We start from the raw sequence: 17366 nt of genomic DNA on the forward strand, positions 1-17366 counted from the left end.
GGCGAGGCGCTTGCATTAACATCGGGAATCGGTAGTATGATTTTTCATAGCGTCGGCATGTAGCGCAGCCTGGTAGCGCACCGTCATGGGGTGTCGGGGGTCGGAGGTTCGAATCCTCTCATGCCGACCAAATTTAAGAAAACCTGCTGTTACAGCAGGTTTTTTTTCGTCTGCGCGTCGAGAGGATGAGAATCTCCGAAGGAGGTTTGAGCCGAACGTAGTGAGACAACGTTGCTTTAGCAACGGCCCGCAGGGCAAGCATCGAAGATGCGCATAATCCTCTCATGCCGACCAAATTCAAGAAAACCTGCTGTTACAGCAGGTTTTTTTTCGTCTGCGCGTCGAGAGGATGAGAGCGCAGCCGCTGCGCCACGGTCTCCCCCAACGATCATTGCGCGCCTCGCGTTAGCGATGGCCTTTCTCCTTACCAGGCTCAGGCTGAAATTTTGTCTTGTTGGTTTTCGGGCGCCGCGGCGATGAACGCCGGGAGCTGAGTACAGGCGTCGTAAACCGCCTTACAGCGCGGATACCCGCTCAGATCGCACCCCATCCGCAGGGCATTCGCCCACTGAGGGATCAAGCAGCAATCCGCCAACGTCGGGGTATCGCCAACGCAGAAGGGGCCTGGCGGCCTCTGGAGCAACAGCTGTTCTACGGCGCTCAGCCCTTGGCGGATCCAGTGCGCATACCAGCGTTTTTTCTCTTCCTCACTCACCTTCAGCTCTTCACTCAGGTAGCGTAACACCCGTAGGTTATTGACCGGGTGAATATCACAGGCAATGACATAGACGATTTCCAGTACCCGGCTGCGCGCCGGATCGGCCGCCGGCAACAGCGGCGACTGAGGGAAATGGCGATCCAGCCAGTCGGTAATCGCCAGCGACTGGCTGAGAGACTCGCCGTCGTCCGTGAGCAGCGTCGGCACCAGCCCGACCGGGTTCATGCGCCGATAAGCCAGCTCATTCTGCTGCCCGATGCGAATATTGACCCCCACCGTCTGGTAATGGAGGCCTTTCAGCGCCAGCGCAATGCGCACGCGGTAGGAGGCTGAGCTATTAAAAAAACTGTACAGCTTCATCATTCACCTCTGAATCGGCCTCAGACAATCTTCACGGCGATAGGGGTTAGCCCCTCAACATTGCCGGTAATCACATCGCCTTTCACCACCGCGCCTACCCCTTCCGGCGTGCCGGTAAAAATCAGATCGCCGGGCTGCAGCTCAAAAAAGCCGGACAGATAGCTGATGGTTTCATTCACCGACCAGATCAGATGGCGGATATCGCTGCGCTGGCGATCGCTGCCGTTGACCTGCAGCCAGATAGGCGCGTTGTTCACGTCTGCGCTGTCGCCGGCTTTATGCAATGGCGCGATGGGCGCAGAAAGATCGAACGACTTGCCGATTTCCCATGGGCGCCCCATCTGACGCATGTCCATCTGCCGATCGCGGCGGGTCATGTCCAGGCCTGTGGCATATCCCCAAATGTATTCATGCGCCTTTTCCAGCGGAATATCGCTCCCCCGTTTACCAATCGCCACCACCAGTTCGATTTCGTAGTGATAGTTGTCGGTTTGCGACGGATACGGCAACGCCAGCGTTTCGCCGGCCGCCACCGGCACCACCGCATCGGCAGGCTTGCAGAAGAAAAACGGCGGCTCACGATCCGGGTCAAAGCCCATTTCGCGGGCATGCGCGGCATAGTTGCGCCCGACGCAGTAGACACGGCGCACGGGAAACTGTTTATCACTCCCCACGACAGGAACCGTCACGGGGGCTTGCGGTGCAAATACGTATTGCGTCATTTTGTCTCTCCCAAATTAATAACGTGCTTCACGGAACAGTCCCAGGGCTTCCTGAACCGGCCGGTCCGAAAAACTGAATAACACGGTGTCTTCGTCCGCCTGGAACGACACGTCGAACCAGGTCGGCGCCACGAAGATATCTTTTGCCGAAAAGTGAAGGGTTTCGTTACCGATGCTGACCTGACCGCGCCCTTCCACCACGTGATAAATGGTGCTGTCCGTGGTTCGCGCTTTCCGTGAGGAAAAGCCTTTCGGCAGCAGCTGCAGGAAGGCGCCCATCGAGGGCATGGGGTAGCCGCCGGTCACCGGGTTGGCGTAGCGCATCTTGTACCCTTCCCATTCGTCGGCGTCCCCCATGCGGGTGAGGTCATGCAGCGCTTCCCGGCTGCGATCGTAGCGGTAGTTGAAAATGGGCGATGAGTTGCCTTTCTGGTGGCGCAGCGGCAGCATATTGGCCGCATAGCGCGGTAAATAATCCCCCTCCTGGCGCGTCACGGGCTGCTGCTCTTGCGGATAGTCTTCCGCGAAACCGCAACCCAGCAGGTTCACCAGCGGCAAATCCAGCCCGTCCAGCCATACCACCGGCTCCTCGCCGGGATTACCGTGATCGTGCCAGCGCCACTGCGGCGTCAAAATGAAGTCGCCTTCTTGCATTTGCGTACGTTCACCGTCAACGGCGGTAAATGCCCCTTTCCCTTCGACGATAAACCGCAATGCCGACTGATTATGGCGATGGCTCGGCGCGACTTCGCCCGGCATGATCAACTGCAATCCGGCATACAGCGTCGGGGTGATGGAGGACTGTCCGCGCAGCATCGGGTTTTCCAGCACCAGCACGCGGCGAACCGCCTCTTTGGCGCCAATCAACTCGCCGCTGGCCAGCAGATGCGGGCGAATCGCCTGATAGTTCCAGTAAGCCGGGGCGCAGTTTGCATTCGGCGTCGGCGGCACCAAATGGTGCAGCGACTCCCACAATGGGGTCAGGTTCTGCCCTGAAATATGCCGGTAGAACTGCTGGCGGCTGGGATTAACATCCTGATTGCGTTCAGGCATAGGGATTCTCCTTTTCATTCACGACGCTGCGCGAGGCAACGTATCAGGGGCTGGGGCAGACTGGCGAACGACAGCCGTCAGCAGCATTAACATCACCGTACTGATCGCCGCCGGCACGGCAATAATGAAAAATAGCGTATCGAATGAGAAATTCATCGCCATCATCACGCCGCCGGCAAGCGAGCCGACAATCGCGCCGCAGCGGCCAATGGCATTGGACCAGCTGACGCCGGTCGCCCGGCTTTGCGTCGGATAGAGCGTGGCGGTCAAGGCATTCAGCCCAACCTGCGAACCGCTGATGCCGATGCCGGTGCCGAAGATCGCCAGCGCCATCGGCCATAGGCCGTTCTCGCTCAGGCCAATCATGGCGATACAGACGGCGCCTAAGGCGTAGCTCACCGCCAAGACCCGGAAGGGATTGTATTTGTCCATCAACGCGCCCAGCCCCAGCGCCCCCACCGTGCCCCCCATCTGGAAAGCGGCGGTCACCCAGGAGGCATGCTGCAGATCAATACCGCGGTGGTTAAGCAGCGTCGGCAACCAACTGGAGAGTAGGTAGATGATCAGCATGCTCATAAAAAAAACCGCCCAGAGCATGAGGGTGATACGCAACTGGCGGCCGGCAAACAGCGGGCTGATGCTGCCTTTGGCCGCCGTGGCGGCTTCGCTCAGATAAAAATGGGTTTCTTCATCGCACTCTCGGGTGATGGCGCTGACCGTTTTGGCAATCACCTTGTGCGGCAGTTGGCGGCGAACCTGCCAGCGCGGGGATTCCGGCAGGGCAAACAGCAGCACCACAAAGAGCATCAGCGGCAAAACGCCACCGAGCACCAAAATGCCGTGCCACCCCATCACCGGCACCAGTTGGGCGCTGACGATCCCGCCCAGGGCTGAACCGAGCGTGAAACCGCAGAACATCAGCGTGACCAGCGCGCCACGGCGGCGAGCGGGCAGATATTCAGAGGTCATCGTGATGGTGTTCGGCATCGCGCCCCCCAATCCCAGGCCGGTGAGAAAACGCAAAACGACCAGCGTTGACAGATCGGGTGAGAAGGCCGAAATCAGGCTCAGCGCGCCAAACAGCGCCACGCAAAGCTCGATGACACGCTTGCGGCCAAAGCGATCAGCAAGCGGGCCGCAAAGCAGTGCACCCGCTGTCAACCCCAGCAGCCCCGCGCCAAACAGCGGCGCCAGTTCACCGGCGGTCAGTTGCCACTGGGCGCGGATGTCGGGTGCGATGAAACCAATGGCGGCGGTGTCAAAACCATCCAGCATCACCACCAAAAAGCAGCAGATGATAACGCGCCACTGCGTCTTACCGATGGGAGCAGCATCGATCAGAGCTTGTAAATCACGCCATTGAGTCATAGTGAGCGCCTCGGTGCGGGTAGGAAGATGTCTGTCTTGTTTTAGGTATGTTACGAATTTGTATCCTTAGCGATAAAATGTACAATGGCTTTTCAGGCGGAGACATAACCGGAGGGTTATAGCAAATGGCGAACTGGGCGCAGAAAATGAAACTTCACCATCTGCAAATGTTGGTGGCGTTGGGCGAGCAGGGAAATCTGACCCACGTTGCCCGGATGATGAACATCTCCCAACCCGCTCTGTCAAAATGGTTGTCACAGCTCGAAGATGAGATTGGGATCACGCTGTTTGAGCGGCATAGCAAAGGGCTGCGCCCCTCCGAGGGGGGGAAATTGCTGCTTCAGCATGCGCAGCGTTTGATCAATGATCTGGAGCGTTCGCAGTCTGAAATCGCCCGCTTTAAGCAAGGCGGGCTGGTGGGAAGCCTGAAAATCGGCTGTTCGCCGGTCGCCACCGACTGCGTTTCGCAGGCCATATTGAGCCTGCTGCAAGAAATGCCAACGCTGCATCTCAATATTGAGGAAAAGGTGATGACCCCGCTGCTGCACGATCTGCTCGCGGGCGCGGTGGACGTCGTCGTGGGCCGCGTTGGCGGGCGGGCGCTGCAACTGCCGCTCAACTATCAAGTGCTCTACACCGAACCGGTATGCTTTGTTGCCCGCCCTCACCATCCGCTGGCAAAATCCGCCTCCCTCACCTGGCGCGATCTCACCCACTGGCGCTGGATTGTCTGGCCGACCGGCACGCCCATCCGCCTCAGCATTGATAATGCGCTGGCGGATAACGGCGTGATGCTGCCCGAAAACACGGTTGAATCGGCATCCATGAACGTCAGTACCAACCTGCTGCAAAGCAGCGATATGATCTCCATTCTTTCCCTACGGCTGGCGCAGCGTTATGCCAGCCAGGGGCAGTTGGCGATCCTGAATCTGCCGAAGATAGAGCAGAAAGGCAGCGTGGGCGTCTTCTGGCGCAACAGCGAACCGCCTTTTGCCGCGCTGAGCCGCTTTTTGCAGCTGCTGACGCAGGCTTAACACCCCCACCTGCAGCCACAGCAGATTTACGGCTGCGCCTACGCAGAAAGCTTGACGATGGTCGCAGGGATCCCCTGACGCACCGCCGCACCGGTCACCCAATCCAGCCAGGTATTCGGCACTTCGCGCGTCGGATCGGCAAACCCCAGATCGTTGAGGTTGATGCCGGCGGCGATGCGCTCATCCATCGCCAGCGGTTCACCGTCCAGGTAGTGCTGGCTGGCCCCCATCTCCCGGTGGCCGTAGCCGTGTTCCACCGCGATCACACCGGGCATCACGCCCGCCAGTAAACTGATCTGCGCCTCTCGACTGCCGCCCGGCGTGCTGATGCGCACCCGGTCGCCGTGTTGAATGCCGAAACGCGCCCCGTCCGCCGGATTCAGCGCCACCAGGTTCACCGGCTTCACGTCGTGCAGGCGCCGGATCACCGCGGTAGAGCTGCTCATCACGTTGGATTTGAAGGACATCAGGCGCAGTGGCCACTGCCGTTCAGGGTAGAGCGCTTCCACCGCGCGGCCGTCCGACAAACGCGCCGGATAGCAGGTGGGGCAGCCGCTGAAACGCTCGCCGGTGATCGCATGCCGGTGCTTCGCCACTTCCGCATTCCAGATCTGCAGCGGTTTCTCCCAGCGGTTGCCCACGCTGCCGTCGCGGCGGCCGCTGTCATGATCCGCGAATCGGCCGCCGCGGCTGTAAATAAACGCCACGCGGTCGATTTCATCGGCGCGCAGCGTCTGCGCAAGCTGCGGCAACAAGCGATCGACGCCGCTCAGCGTCAGGTCGTCCGCCCTCGCGGCCGGCACCGGCGCCTTGCCGGCAAACGCCACGTTGGCGGCGGCGCGCAGATAATAATCCTCGGCGCGGTTGAGCGGCAGCTGCCCGCCCTGACCGTCGCCGATAGCGCGATCGCCGAACCCCGGCAGCGCCAGGCGTTTAGCGACGGCGATGCAAAACGCCTCCATGGAAATCGGCTGCCCTTGCGCCGTTTTCGCGGTCGCCGGCGTCACTATCGGCCAGCGCGCGGTAGTGGCCTTGCTGGCGACGCCGCCCCAGGGGGCGCTGAACCCCCAGCTCTCAAAATTATGGGTGTCCGGGACGATATAGTCGGCCAGCGCCGTCGTTTCGTTGATAAACGCATCGATGGCGATAAACAGCGGCAAACGCGCCGGATCTTTCAATCGTTCCTCCGCCACGCCGCGCAACCCGGCGATACCGTACAAGGGGTTGGTCATGTTCGAAATCCAGGCTTTCAGCCCGTACGGATACCCCGCCAACGCCGATGTCAGCAGTTCGGTCAGTTGCCCGGCGACGAACGGATACCAGGGCGCCCTGGCCGGCCAGGGGGAAACGCCCGCCGCCACTTTTTCGCGGTATTCGTCAGAGGTTTCATAGGCGGCCTTGCTGCGCGCGATATTCAGCCCCTTCGGTTTTACCAGGCCGGGAAACTCGACCAGGTTATAGCGCGGCCCCTCGGCGAAGCCATTGAATTTACCGCCGCCAACGAACACGCCCCCCGCCAGGCTCAGGTTGCCGATCAGCACGTTAAGCATCATCACCGACCAGGTATTGTAAAACCCGTTCGCCGCCATCATCCCGCCATGGGCGATCACCGCCGCCTTGCGCCCGTGGGCGGTAAAAGCCTCGGCCAGTGCCGCGATGCGTGCCACCGGCACGCCGCATTGCCGGCTGTACGCCTCCGGCGACAGCTTATCGGCGGCCTCTTTCAAACACTGGAAGCCGCTTTTCACCCCCACCTGCGCGCCATCGTGCAGCGTCACCGTACGGCTTACCCACAGCTCTGCGCTGTCGCACGTCTCGGCCGCCACCAGCTCACCCGCGCCGTTGACCACCAGCGGCGACGCCGACCCGGCGCCGTTCAGATCGGCCAACGTCAAATGCTGCCCCGCGCGCGGATGCTCGCTCTCGGCGATCACCAGATGCGTGGCGTTGGTCCAGCTCTTCTCGCCGGCGCGTTGCATGGCGGCCTCCGACGGGATGGCGAGATAAGCGGCCTGATAACGCCGGTTGTCGAGGATCCAACGGATCATCGCCATCGCCAGCGCCGAGTCGGTGCCCGGCAATATCGGGATCCAATGGCCATGATCGTCCGCCAACGTGGTGGTCAGCGGCAGCGCTGGCGCCACCACCGCATAACGGAACTCGCTGCGCAATCTGGCGCTGGCCAGTTGCCGAGCCTGGCGCTTGAACGGGTTGCCGGACTGCGCCGGCGAAGTCCCCATAAACAGCGCGAATTCGACCTGTTCCCAGTCGGGTTTTACGTGCGGATTTTTGTCCAGATCGTTCATCAACGCGCCGGAACCGGCACGGTAGGCCAGCCCGCAGTAAGCGCCGTGCGCGCCGAAGTTTTTGCTGCCGAAACTGTTCTGGGCGAAACGCCGCAGGAAGCCGTCGCGCCCATCGTCACCGGCGTTGGTCACCAATAGCTGGTTGGCTTTCGGCCCCAGCCCCGGCCGTCGGGCATCGATCGGCGTCTCCAGATCGCGGATCGCCCGCAGGCCGTCCACATGCCCCTCGCCGAACAGATCGCCGCCTTCCACCACGTCGGCGATCAACTGCTCAAAGCTGATGCGTTGCCACTTGCCCTCGCCGCGTTTGCCGACGCGCTTCATCGGCTCCAGCACGCGCAGCGGGCTGTAAAGCCCCTCCAGCAACGTGGCGCCGCGCGCGCAGGCGGTGGAGCGGGCGTCGAGGCCGCTTTCGCCGCCCAGCTGCGCCAACGCGTCCTGCAGCGGCAACGCAGAGTCGACGTGCCGTTCCTGAGACAGCGGATGATACGGGTTGCCGGCAATGCGCAATACCCGGTCGGTCTGCCTGTCCACCCGCACCCGCACGCCGCATTGCGTCCAGCAGCCGAAACACTGGGTCATCGAGATGGCCTGCTGCGGATTGCCTTGCCACTCCGGCATTGCCCGTCCTTCGGGCGGCAGGGAGTTGCCGTTGATACGATCCAGAGTCACCCGCCCTGAAGTGCCGTGAATCAAGCCGTCGATCGCCCGTTTGGCGACCTCGCGATAGCTCAGGCCAAAAGCGGACAGCCCGCCGAAGGCCAGGCCCACTTTCAACCACTGACGCCGGGTGAGTTTAGCCATGTTGTTTTCTCCGCAGTAAAAACGCCTGTGCTTCACGCACCATGATCATTAACGCCAGCCACAACCCGAAGGTGCCGACGATCGCCAGCAAACCGTCGGTGCCGAGCGGCAGGCTATAAGGGGAGTTAGACGCGTTGAATTTCGGGATGGTTTGTACCTCGATCAACAGCGTCCAGCGCATCAGCCAGCTCAGCCCCAGTGCGCCGGCCACCAGCAGCGGCGCGCCGCCGCGCGGCAAGCGCCGATAGCCGATCCAGGCGGCGCAGGCCAGCGTCAGCCCCCACAGCGCAATCCATCCCGCGGCATACCGGCGCGCCATCGCCTGCGTCTGCAGCCAGTGGCGTACCGCCGCGCCGGATAACGTATCGCCGCATCCCCACAGCAGGATCGCCCCGCCAAGCAGCAGCAACGTCAGCAGCATCCCGCGCGCCAGCGGCGCTTGCAGATCGGGCCGTTCGCGCAATGTCAGCAGCAGCAAGGCCAAGAGCGCCTGCAGCGCGCTGAGGAACATCACGATCGGAAATCCGTAGCTGAACCAGATTGGGCGGGCGCGCACGATGGAAACCTCTCGCCCGGTGTACAACAGCAGGCCGATAGCCACCAGCGCGCAGGCGGGCGCTATCCCACGCAGCAGCGCAACCGGTCTGCCCGTCAGCCGCGTAAATTCAATCGCGATAAACCACAGGCCGATCAGCAGGGTAAACAGCGGCAAGAACAGCGCGCCCCACGGCATCCACGACCAGGGCGTCGGGTAGGCGTAGAAATGCCAAAAGCGAGCGGTTTGATGCAGGTCGGCGGTCAACGCCAGCGGCGCGGTGATGGCGCACGTCAGCCCGATAAACAGCGCCGCGCGCTCCAGGCGTGCGGCGTTGTCCCCACCGCGCCAGCGCCACACGCAGGCCAGCAGCGCGGCGCAGGCGGCGATGCCGATAAAGAAGAAATATTGCACGGCCCACGGCAGCCAGCTCACCGCCTGCGGCTGGCTCAGCACTTCTGCGATCATCAGTTGGCGACTCATCGTTCCTCCCCCCATAAGGCAACCTGCGCCCGCCCCGGCAGCGGCGTGACGAAGGCGTCATCCAGCCCCAGATAAAACACATGGGGCGCGGTTTGGTTCTCCGGCTTGAGGACGTTGATCTCGGCCTCGTGGCGCCGCAGCATCTTGCTCAGCGTGCTGTGCGGATCGCGCATATCGCCGATGATCCGCGCTCCCCCCACGCACGACTCCACGCACGCCGGCAGCAATCCCGCCTCCAGCCGATGCACGCAGAAGGTGCATTTGTCCGCCGTTTGGGTGGCGTGATTGATAAAACGGGCATCGTACGGGCAGGCCTGCACGCAATAGGCACACCCCACGCAGCGCGTGTTGTCGATCACCACGATCCCGTCCTCACGCTGGAAAGTGGCCTGTACCGGGCACACCGGCACGCAGGGCGGGTTGTCGCAGTGGTTGCACAGCCTGGGCAGCAGCACGTTGGTCGCGACGGATTCGCCTTCGAGGCTGACCTGGTACTGGTTTACCGTGGTGCGGAACTCACCGTGCGGCGTCTGGTTTTCAATGGCGCAGCTCACGGTACAAGCCTGGCACCCTACGCAGCGCCGCAGATCGATCAGCATCGCGTAACGGCGGCTCGCATCCCCCTCGCGCCGCGTCGGCGTTAACGTCAGCCCGGCCTCCGCCACGGGGATCAGCGAAGCCCCCGCCGTCAACACGCCCAGCCGCTGTAAAAACTGCCGTTTACCGAAATCCATGCGCCTCTCCCACGTCCTGGGCATCACCCCGATCACGCTATTGATGCCCGTTAGATGAATAAACAATGTCGATGATTTACAGTGTAAAAATGACATTGGGCTCAGCTCTATTGTGGTTAACCACATACCGAACCTAACGTTGATCTAAAACAAGTGACGGCAGGTAGATTGCCCATCAGGAGGGGCTGTGAGGGTCGTGTTATTACTGCTGTTCAGTCTCGGCTGGGGTATGGCGGCACAGGCGGGAGAGTGGTCGGTCGGCGTGCTGGCGATGCGCGGCGATGCGGCGACCGCGCGTGACTGGCAGCCGCTGATCGACAGTCTCAACGGCAGCGTCGGCGGTGAACGCTTCCGCCTGCAGCCGCTCGATCTGGCGCAGATGCGCGAAGCGGTCAATCGGGGCAGCGTGCAGTTCGTGGTCACTAATCCGGCGCAGTTCGTGCAGTTGAACAGCCACTATCATCTGCGCTGGCTGGCGTCGTTACACGCCGCCAACGGCGATCGGGCAACGGGCAACATCATCGGCAGCGTGATTTTGGTGCGGCGCGACAGCGGCATTACGACGCCGCAGGCGCTGATGGGCAAAACGGTGGGCGCCATCGATCCGCAGGCCTTCGGCGGCTATCTGACCGGTTATAAGGCGCTCAGCGACGCCGGCATACGGCCCGAGCGCGATTTTCACCTGCGCTTTACCGGTTTCCCTGCCGATGCCCTGCTCTATCTGCTGCGCGAGCGCGCCATTCAGGCCGCCATCGTTCCCGTCTGTCTGCTGGAGAAAATGGATCGGGAAGGCCTGATCAACCCGGCGGATTTTCGCCCGCTGTTGCAACGGCCCACATCGGTTCCCTGCGTCACCAGCACGCCGCTTTACCCCAACTGGTCGTTCGCCGCCCTGCCCGGTGTGGATAACTCTCTGGTGGATGCGGTGGCAAAAGCCTTGCTGACCGCCCCACCGCAATCTCCCTTCCTGTGGGGCGCCCCGGCCTCGACCAGCGAGGTGGAAGCCTTGCTGCGCGCCGTCAACCAACACCCGGAACAGCGGCGGCTGTGGCTGGATATCAAGAGCTGGCTGATCCAGCATCAGACGGCCGTCGGCCTGTCGCTGGCGATGCTGGCGCTGTTGATCGTCAACCATATCTGGATCGCGCTGCTGGTACGCCGGCGCGGGCGGCAGTTGCTTCATGCCGGAGAGCAACTGCGGCGACAGGAGCAGGCGCTGGAGAATGCCAGACAGCTGAACGTATTGGGGGAAATGGCCTCCGGCTTCGCACACGAGCTCAATCAACCGCTGGCGGCTATTCGCCACTATGCGCAGGGGTGCCTGATCCAACTGCGCAAAACGGACGCCGGGCACCCGCTGCTGACGCCGCTGGAAAATATCGACCGGCAGGCGCAGCGCGGCGGCGAGACGATTCATAACCTGCGCCAGTGGGTCCAGTCCCCCAGCGAGAAGGGAGACAGAGCGAGCTGGCGCCCCATCGCGGTGAGCGAAACCGCCGAGCGGGTGTGGACACTGCTGCGCCTGACGCCGCGCTATCCCGACCTGACGTTGTTCAACAATGTGCCACCTTCGCTGACGCTAACCCTGCCGCCGGCGCTGCTGGAACAGCTGCTGGCGAACCTGCTGCTGAATGCGGCGCAGGCCGGGGCCAACGCCGTCTGGCTTTCCGCCGACGAGCGCGAACGGGCGATCGAGTTGCATCTGCAGGACAACGCGGGTGGGATGAGTGCGGCCGGGCTGGAACAGGCTTTTCGTCCCTTCAACACCACCAAAGCCGGCGGCATGGGGCTGGGGTTGGCCATTTGCCGGCGCCTGGCCCGCTATGGCGGCGGCGAGATCCTGCTGGCTAACCGCCTCGCCCCCGACAGCCGCAAGGGGCTGTGCGTAACCCTGCATTTCATATTGAATGATGAGGAAAACCATGTCGCTAATTCATCTGGTGGATGATGACGTCGCCGTCACCGACGCCTGCCATTTTTTGCTGACCAGCCTCGGCCACGACGTGCAATGCTGGAATGACAGCGCCGGCTTTTTGGCGCAGGCCGATCTGTTTCAGACCGGGATCGTCTTGCTGGACATGCGGATGCCGATACTCGATGGGCATCAGGCCTACGCTGAGCTGCGCCTCCGTGGCAGCACGCTGGCGGTGGTGTTCCTGTCCGGCCATGGCGACGTGCCGATGGCGGTGGAGCAGATGAAGTACGGCGCGGTGGATTTCCTGCAAAAACCGATCGCCGCTGAACCGCTGATCGCCGCCCTCGAACGGGCGCAGCAAGTCTCGGCCAAAGCCTGGCGACGCCATGAAACTTGCGGCCGTTACCGCACGCTCACGCCGAAAGAACGCGACATCGCGCAGTTGGTGGTGCGAGGCATGATGAACAGAGAAATGGCGGAACGGTTGAATATCGCCCTGCGCACCGTAGAGGTTCACCGGGCGAAAGTGATGGAGAAAATGCAGGCCGCCAGCCTGGCGGAATTGGTGATTCAGCTGCAGGTTTTACCGCACGCCGCGCAAGAATGATCGCATCAGGCAAAATTCCGCGCGCCCTCTTGCCAACCGGTCTTCCTCAGGCCAGAATACTGTACATTAAATCAGTATTTACAGGTGAGTCATGTTTGTAGAATTGGTGTACGACAAACGCAACGTCGCTGGGCTGCCCAACGCCGCCGAGATTATTCGCAACGAGCTGGAAAAACGCGTGCATGCGCTGTTTCCGGAAGCTGACGTGCGCGTAAAACCGATGCAGGCCAACGGCCTGAACTCCGACGCCAGCAAAAGCGATCGTGAGAAGCTGAACCGAATGTTGGAAGAGATGTTCGAAGAAGCGGATCAGTGGCTGGTCACTGATATTTGACGGGCAGCAACGCTATTGACTCACACTCAGCGGGAACCTTGCCGGGCAGAACGGGCAGCGTGTTTGCCCGAGCCTCTCGGTGATAATGCCGGCGCCGATGCAATAGGCGGCCAATAACCTACTGCACCGGCATTTTACCTGGCATCCACTTTATTTATGAAACCGCGTTGGTTTCCGATGACACGTCATCGTTTGATACCAGCGCGTCCGGCGGCAACACTTCCACCTCTTCACGCGCCGGCATGGCGAGGCGCAGATCGATCCAGCGCCCTTCAGGAATATCCATCGCTTCGCCGGCCACGACCGTCGCGGTATCGATGTCAAAACGGCGTTTGCTGATTTTCACCGTAATAACGCCGTCGCTGTCGGTGGCGGTTTCTACAAAGCACAGGCGGTTGCCGTTCACGTCCTGCGGTACTTCGATGGTCCAGCCCTCCTTTGCCAACCCCAACGAACCACTCAACTGATAAACGCCGGTGGAGATTCGCTCTGCGCTCACCCCTGTCGCCTCACCGTTAACGGCGACACAGCCGGCCAGCGCAAAGCCGCCGTCCAGATAGTCAGCCTGCATATGCTCGGGCGCCGCGGACAATCTCGCGATCGGCGAGGCTTTCTTGATAAAACCGTTGCCGTCAACCGTGGTGTTGGCTTCCGACCACATCCAAACCCAGGGGGTAAACGCGGTGCCATTCCAGCTGCGCACGGCAATTTTTCCCGTCTGCGCAGCACTCACGCCATAGCCGTAACAGGTTTGCACCGTTCGATAGCTGTCGTCGGTTCCCGCCTGCGTCACCGCCCATGAGCGCGTATCGAGGAAATATGTGCCAACGTCTTTGAAGGGGTTGCCAATGGGATCCGTGCTCACATAACCACGCCGGCTTTGCATTTGCGCATTGAAGTTGCCTTTACTCGCCGCCGTCACGCCTTTACTCAACCCCCAGTCCTTCAGGTTTGGAATGTCTGCGACAGTGGGTTGATCGGACGAGCTGAATAACCGCGACCACGTGATGGTCGAAGGCAATGCGGTAGAGGAACTCCCCACCCAGGCCTGCCGCGAAACCGATGTGGCAAAATACGCGCACGACGGTCCGCCATCCACCGGCAGCGTTAATAGCCCCCCAGACACATTGCCCGGCCGATTGGCCGTCGCCACCGTGTAGCGCTGAATGGAAGATTTATTATCCTTCGCGAATGCATCCTCAGTATGAACCGGCCCGATCCCAAAACCGGCGATAGCTGATTGGGCGACCGTGGCATATTCGGGCAACGCCTGGGATTGCGAGAACGAAACGCCCGTACGCATATCAACTTTCATCACCCCGACCGGTTCCACCGATTGTTTTACCGCCTTATGCTCCCAGCGCAGGCCGGCAGCGTTCGCGTAGGTGATTTGCTCAACCGTATACCAGCAGTTGAGTGAAAATGCATTAATTTTCAAATAGATATCATAATTATCTCGGCTGGATTCAATAACCTGAATATCCAAGATCGCCGTTCCGGTATCGTTAATAAAGGTGCCACCGATACGGTTGACCTTGTTGGTCGAATCGCTGGCGCTCTGATTGCCCGTTCTCAACATCAGACGTGACATGCCCGCGTTATAAGTAAAACCGTTAAAACCATTTGAACCATAAAAATTGAGGGCGACGCCTACGCCATTTTGCCCCGCATTTTTAAACTGCCCCAGCAGGAACCAGACAGAGGTACTGGTATTGTTCTCCGGCAGCTTAAAGCGCACATTATCAAAGGCGGTCACCACCTGAGCGGCGCTCTTCGCCGCATTTTGCTCGCTCACTTTTGCCGCAGCAGCAGAGGAAGAAGCCTTGCCGGCGGACGCTGCCGCTTCGGCACGCAGACGATCGACGGTCTGCACAATCTCCGGCGTGATATCGCTTTCCCCTGGCCGACGCAGGAAATCATTGAGCGTGCCGGGCAGCGAATCGTTATAAACCTCGATAGCCCCCACTCGCTCCGGCTGCGCGCCATACACCGAGATGATGACCTCGTAAGCGCCCGGCTCCACGGGTAGGGAATATTTACCGCTATCATCCGTCACTGATTGTGATTTAGCCAAACTCAGGACCGTTGACGAGGTTCTGACTGCGCGCAGGGTAATGGTTACGCCGGAGCGAGGATCGCCGTAAGGGCCTTTTAATACGCCGCTGATTAATGTCATTTATTTATCTCCTTTTTGACTGGCATTTCTACGCGAAGATCAATCCAGCGTCCTAATGGAATATCGATCGGCATTCCTTCGTCATAACCCTTAACGTCATTACGGGCGAATGGTGGCGCTGCTGTGTATGTACGATGGTAGGTTTTGATCAGCAGGTCGCCAGTTGGTTCTACCTCGTAATCAACCCAGATCAGCGGTTGTTTGTTACGATCGAGTGGAACCTCAATACCACCATCCTTACCGCCCCATTGCGCATCAGCATTAAAACCTAGTGTGCCGGATACACGGTAAATACCTTCGCTCACTCGTTCAGTGGTCACTCCTTGACTTTCTTCATTGAGTTCATAGGTGCCGTCACCGAATAATTTAACGATTGGCGACGCCCTTTTAATAAAACCATTACCATCAACCGTTGTATTTAATGAATGCCATAAGTCCATGCTTTGGAGCCAACCTCGGGCAGTATTCCCCGTATTGACAGTGATTACGTGTTGGTCGTAACCAACAGTAATCATCGCGAACGTGTCTAATGTTCGCCACCAAATAGATGGTGAATACTGTAGCATTTTAAATGGAGGTGGAATGTAAGTCTCATTACGTACCGCAGACAGCCCCATCTCACCGATATTGGCACGAAGTATATCTATATTATTAGTATTAACTCCGACAAAGCCATGCTTACTACCGAGCCCATTATCACCGGGCTTAATAACATTGTTCACATCCGCTTTTTTTTCCATAACAGCCGAAAGTTCATCAACAGATTTCTTCTCTGCCTTTTGATTTAACGCAGCGGTAAAACTATTCCAAGCTGGGCCAGTGTAAGTGCTGCCGTCAGGTAACGTCACCGTAATGTTTCCGGGGCCGCTGAATACCTGTTGCCAGTTGGCTTTATCGAGGTTCAGCCCGCGTAGCGCTTTCGCCGTCTCTGCGGCCAACTGAGCGGTGATGGCGTTCATCGCGTCGCGCGGTACGGCATACCATGCTGCGCCCGCCTGCGTTGGGCCATCATAGGCTTTAATCAGCGTGGCCTGCGTGGCGTTATCAACGGTTTTCACCGGCAGCGTATAGGTGACGCCGCCGACCACGCTCACGATGAAATCACCGGCTTTCAGCTCGGTATTGAATGCTGTCCCCGTACCTTTCACTACGGCGGAATTATTCGTTATGGTAAGAGTGCCTACTGGCATAATACTCTCCTGAATTTTGACAATAAAAATAAGAAGGTGTCAGGATTACGTTCTTGTCTAGCAAGGTTTATACTTATACCAACCAATGCGATATTTGTTACGAGCGCCTATTTTATTTTCTTGACTTATCTATTCATGAACGTTGCAATAGGAAACTTCAAATATCCTCGTCCAGAAAATCGCTCCGAATATGTCTGAGTCCGATATTTTAGCCACGTCAGTTGAAGTTCCATCCCTGTCCATCGAACTAAAATACCTGCATTTTGTGTAGAAACTTCGCTTTCAAATAAGTCAGCTGGCATGCAATTTATTGGAAACCACGGGCTAAAACTAGATGGTACTGACTGTATCCCGTTGTCTACTGCACTAGTTACCTCAACTATGCTCCGTACTCGTGGCATATCACTAGCTGATTTTGCGGTCCATATAAGCTCAGATTTAGCAGAGAATACATCTAAATATCCGGACTGCATTGCGATATTATGCGATGTAGCAATAAGCTCAACACCTCCCGCTGTGAAGTATTTAGCGCCTGGCCAGCACCAAGCGCCTGGGGATAGCCGAGCCCAATACAGCAACCCAACCGAAAGTTCATTAATAGCTAAGCAGCTTAATTTATGAAGATCACCAAATATGGTATCACCCCATAAATCAGGCGGGTAAAATTTTGGCACCTTGTGCTCAGCAACAAGAGTATGTTTATACTCACTGTCTATTACCAATGAGCCATCCGAGTTGCAAATTTGAAAATTAGACATTATCGAATCTCATAAATGTGGACAGTATAATATTTATCATATCCGTCCGTCACAGAGCTTATTAACCACACTCCTCCATCTCTTGTGCAGGCTGTAACCCCATCAAATATAATGTCTCCATGAAAAAATGGTCCAGCTCTAACAATGGCTGCAAAATGCCTATCCGAGGTCACACCTGGGTAACTAATATTAACTGCTGCCTGATTTTTTGGCAGCGTTGCATCAATAGAGGCAAAAAATCTAGTGCTACAATCACCCAGATCGACTGT

14 protein-coding genes, 1 tRNA gene and 1 other RNA gene are annotated in these 17366 nt (G+C 59.0%); 6 read left to right on the forward strand and 10 right to left on the reverse strand.

The window, feature by feature from the left end:
* Positions 1–53: 53 nt before the first annotated feature.
* Both ACP39K_RS05215 and ACP39K_RS05220 read left to right on the forward strand, forming a co-directional pair.
* Positions 54–130, forward strand: a tRNA-Pro gene (locus ACP39K_RS05215).
* A 34-nt stretch (positions 131–164) separates the two neighbouring features.
* Positions 165–294: non-coding RNA, RtT sRNA (locus ACP39K_RS05220), on the forward strand.
* 139 nt (positions 295–433) lie between these two features.
* Here ACP39K_RS05220 and maiA read toward each other — a convergent pair.
* The 4 genes from maiA to mhbT are packed head-to-tail and all read right to left on the reverse strand — an operon-like array spanning position 434 to position 4221.
* A complete protein-coding gene (gene maiA, locus ACP39K_RS05225; protein ID WP_033641386.1) occupies positions 434–1078 on the reverse strand; it encodes a maleylacetoacetate isomerase in 645 nt (214 codons plus the stop codon).
* Positions 1079–1098: 20 nt separating this feature from the next.
* On the reverse strand, positions 1099–1800 hold the full coding sequence (locus ACP39K_RS05230) for a fumarylacetoacetate hydrolase family protein (RefSeq protein ID WP_025303616.1): 702 nt from the start codon (positions 1798–1800) through the stop codon (positions 1099–1101).
* 15 nt (positions 1801–1815) lie between these two features.
* The gene (gtdA, locus tag ACP39K_RS05235; RefSeq protein WP_497008336.1) at positions 1816–2853 is read right to left on the reverse strand and encodes a gentisate 1,2-dioxygenase; all 1038 of its coding nucleotides are present in this window, start codon (positions 2851–2853) and stop codon (positions 1816–1818) included.
* Between the two features lie 18 nt (positions 2854–2871).
* A complete protein-coding gene (gene mhbT, locus ACP39K_RS05240) occupies positions 2872–4221 on the reverse strand; it encodes a 3-hydroxybenzoate transporter MhbT (protein WP_033639827.1) in 1350 nt (449 codons plus the stop codon).
* A gap of 125 nt (positions 4222–4346) precedes the next feature.
* On the opposite strand from mhbT, the gene ACP39K_RS05245 reads away from it, so the two are divergent.
* Positions 4347–5255 carry a LysR family transcriptional regulator gene (locus tag ACP39K_RS05245; protein ID WP_048797350.1) on the forward strand — a complete coding sequence of 303 codons (909 nt, stop codon included), beginning with the start codon at positions 4347–4349 and terminating at the stop codon, positions 5253–5255.
* Positions 5256–5293: 38 nt separating this feature from the next.
* Here the strand turns inward: ACP39K_RS05245 and ttrA are convergent, their stop codons facing one another.
* The 3 genes from ttrA to ttrB are packed head-to-tail and all read right to left on the reverse strand — an operon-like array spanning position 5294 to position 10117.
* The gene (gene ttrA, locus ACP39K_RS05250; protein ID WP_497008337.1) at positions 5294–8365 is read right to left on the reverse strand and encodes a tetrathionate reductase subunit TtrA; all 3072 of its coding nucleotides are present in this window, start codon (positions 8363–8365) and stop codon (positions 5294–5296) included.
* Positions 8358–9383 (reverse strand): tetrathionate reductase subunit TtrC, encoded by a 1026-nt coding sequence (gene ttrC, locus ACP39K_RS05255; protein ID WP_497008338.1) that lies wholly within the window; start codon positions 9381–9383, stop codon positions 8358–8360. Before ttrC ends, ttrA begins: the two co-directional genes overlap by 8 nt.
* Positions 9380–10117: a tetrathionate reductase subunit TtrB gene (ttrB, locus tag ACP39K_RS05260; protein WP_497008339.1), complete on the reverse strand. Its 738-nt coding sequence runs from the start codon at positions 10115–10117 to the stop codon at positions 9380–9382. Before ttrB ends, ttrC begins: the two co-directional genes overlap by 4 nt.
* A gap of 229 nt (positions 10118–10346) precedes the next feature.
* Between ttrB and ttrS the strand changes: the two genes are divergently transcribed.
* The 3 genes from ttrS to ACP39K_RS05275 all read left to right on the forward strand — a co-directional run bounded on the left by ttrS (position 10347) and on the right by ACP39K_RS05275 (position 12973).
* On the forward strand, positions 10347–12065 hold the full coding sequence (ttrS, locus tag ACP39K_RS05265; RefSeq protein WP_497008383.1) for a tetrathionate respiration histidine kinase TtrS: 1719 nt from the start codon (positions 10347–10349) through the stop codon (positions 12063–12065).
* Positions 12040–12639: a tetrathionate respiration response regulator TtrR gene (gene ttrR, locus ACP39K_RS05270; RefSeq protein WP_243810445.1), complete on the forward strand. Its 600-nt coding sequence runs from the start codon at positions 12040–12042 to the stop codon at positions 12637–12639. Before ttrS ends, ttrR begins: the two co-directional genes overlap by 26 nt.
* A gap of 91 nt (positions 12640–12730) precedes the next feature.
* Positions 12731–12973 carry a DinI family protein gene (locus tag ACP39K_RS05275; RefSeq protein ID WP_004935803.1) on the forward strand — a complete coding sequence of 81 codons (243 nt, stop codon included), beginning with the start codon at positions 12731–12733 and terminating at the stop codon, positions 12971–12973.
* Between the two features lie 154 nt (positions 12974–13127).
* On the opposite strand, the gene ACP39K_RS05280 is transcribed toward ACP39K_RS05275, so the two are convergent.
* From ACP39K_RS05280 to ACP39K_RS05290, 3 genes are all read right to left on the reverse strand, one after another.
* On the reverse strand, positions 13128–15149 hold the full coding sequence (locus tag ACP39K_RS05280; protein ID WP_147888983.1) for a phage tail fiber protein: 2022 nt from the start codon (positions 15147–15149) through the stop codon (positions 13128–13130).
* Positions 15146–16339 carry a phage tail fiber protein gene (locus ACP39K_RS05285; RefSeq protein ID WP_147882322.1) on the reverse strand — a complete coding sequence of 398 codons (1194 nt, stop codon included), beginning with the start codon at positions 16337–16339 and terminating at the stop codon, positions 15146–15148. The genes ACP39K_RS05280 and ACP39K_RS05285 overlap by 4 nt, the downstream gene beginning before the upstream one ends.
* Positions 16340–16464: 125 nt before the next feature.
* Positions 16465–17097, reverse strand: a complete 633-nt coding sequence (locus ACP39K_RS05290; RefSeq protein WP_147882323.1) for a DUF8377 family phage-derived protein — start codon at positions 17095–17097, stop codon at positions 16465–16467.
* Between the last annotated feature and the right edge of the window lie 269 nt (positions 17098–17366).

It is taken from the genome of Serratia sp. EC4 (assembly GCF_059652115.1).